The sequence below is a fragment of the Micromonospora sp. S4605 genome (genome assembly GCF_003176715.1).
Classification (GTDB): Bacteria; Actinomycetota; Actinomycetes; order Mycobacteriales; family Micromonosporaceae; genus Micromonospora; species Micromonospora echinaurantiaca.
In genome coordinates this window covers 1-1458 of the sequence record NZ_QGSW01000014.1, presented here as the reverse complement: position 1 = coordinate 1458, position 1458 = coordinate 1, and the positions used below count along the sequence as shown (strand labels likewise).

The following is a 1458-nucleotide window of genomic DNA, read 5'->3' as shown; positions in this document are numbered from 1 at the left end:
AGTACATGCCCACCCACCCCGGAAACCACCAACCCCGGCCCGGGGGTCGACCGGGCGGTTCCGGTGGGCGGTCCACCCGGACGGGTGACTGCCGCCAAACACCAGGAACTCCCCGATCGGCCGCTGGGCCGGGGCGGGAGCGGCGCCGCGAAGCGGCGGCGCCGAGCGGGGCCGGCGCCATCGGACGCGGCCCCGGAGCGGTCAGAAGAAGCGCCGACGCTTGGCCTTCTGCGGGCGGATCAGGTCGGCGCCCTTGGTGAGCAGGCGGGTGACCCCGGACGGGCCGCGCCGGGCCTCCAGCGTGTGGCTCAGCCGACGCACGCCGGCCGCCGCCAGCGGCACCGCGATCGCCATCACCGCCCACTGGGCAATGCGCTTCTGGATCATGTGGGTTCACCTCCGTCAGTGGCTGCTGACCGGATTGGTACCCAGCGTGACGGGTAGGTAAGCCTGCTCCGGGGCGGACCTGCGGGTCAGGCGGGCGGGGCGACCGGGTTGGGCAGCGCGCCGCCGAAGCGCCGGTCGCGCTGTGCGTACAGCTCGCAGGCGTACCACAGGTGCCGGCGGTCGAAGTCCGGCCAGAGCGTGTCGAGGAAGACCAGCTCGGCGTACGCGGTCTGCCAGAGCAGGTAGTTGGAGATCCGCTGCTCCCCGGAGGGGCGGAGGAAGAGGTCCACCTCGGGGACCTCCGGGTGGTAGAGGTACTTCGCCACCGTCTTCTCGGTGACCTTCGCCGGGTCGAGCCGGCCCGCGGCGGCGTCCCGGGCGATCGCGGCGGCCGCGTCGGCGATCTCGGCCTGCCCGCCGTAGTTGACGCAGAACTGCAGGGTCAGCGTGGAGTTGCCGCGGGACATCTCCTCGGCGGTCTGCAACTCGGAGATCACGCTCTTCCAGAGCCGGCCGGCCCGGCCGGACCAGACTACCCGGACGCCCAGATCGACCAGCTGGTCGCGGCGGCGGCGGATGACGTCCCGGTTGAAGCCCATCAGGAAGCGGACCTCGTCCGGCGAGCGCCGCCAGTTCTCGGTGGAGAAGGCGTACGCCGACAGGTAGGGGATGCCCAGCTCGATGGCGCCCTCGATGGTGTCGAAGAGGGAGTACTCGCCGGCCTCGTGGCCCTTGGTGCGGGGCAGCCCGCGCTCCTTGGCCCACCGGCCGTTGCCGTCCATCACCACGGCGACGTGCCGGGGCACCGCCTCCGGGGGCAGCGCCGGCGGCCGGGCGCCGGACGGGTGCGGTGTCGGCGGCACCGGCTCGCGCCGGCCGGCCCTCATGGATCGGATCACTCGCTCTTCTCCCTGCTCGCGCCTTCCGCGCCGGGCGCCGAGGCACCCCGGTCGACCAGCGGCAGCGAGCGTAGCGCGCGTTCCAGGTGCCACTGCAGGTGCGCCGCGACCAGGCCGCTGCACTCCCGGCGTACGCCGGGAGTGCAGCGGCCTGGTCGCGGCGCACCTGCAG

2 protein-coding genes are annotated in these 1458 nt (G+C 73.7%); both read right to left on the bottom strand.

All coding sequences use genetic code 11. The features are described 5' to 3' along the window. Positions 1-201 precede the first annotated feature (201 nt). Positions 202-387: a hypothetical protein gene (locus DLJ47_RS00070; RefSeq protein ID WP_109898069.1), complete on the bottom strand. Its 186-nt coding sequence runs from the start codon at positions 385-387 to the stop codon at positions 202-204. A gap of 86 nt (positions 388-473) precedes the next feature. After that, on the bottom strand, positions 474-1274 hold the full coding sequence (locus DLJ47_RS00065; protein ID WP_109898068.1) for an isoprenyl transferase: 801 nt from the start codon (positions 1272-1274) through the stop codon (positions 474-476). Positions 1275-1458 lie beyond the last annotated feature (184 nt).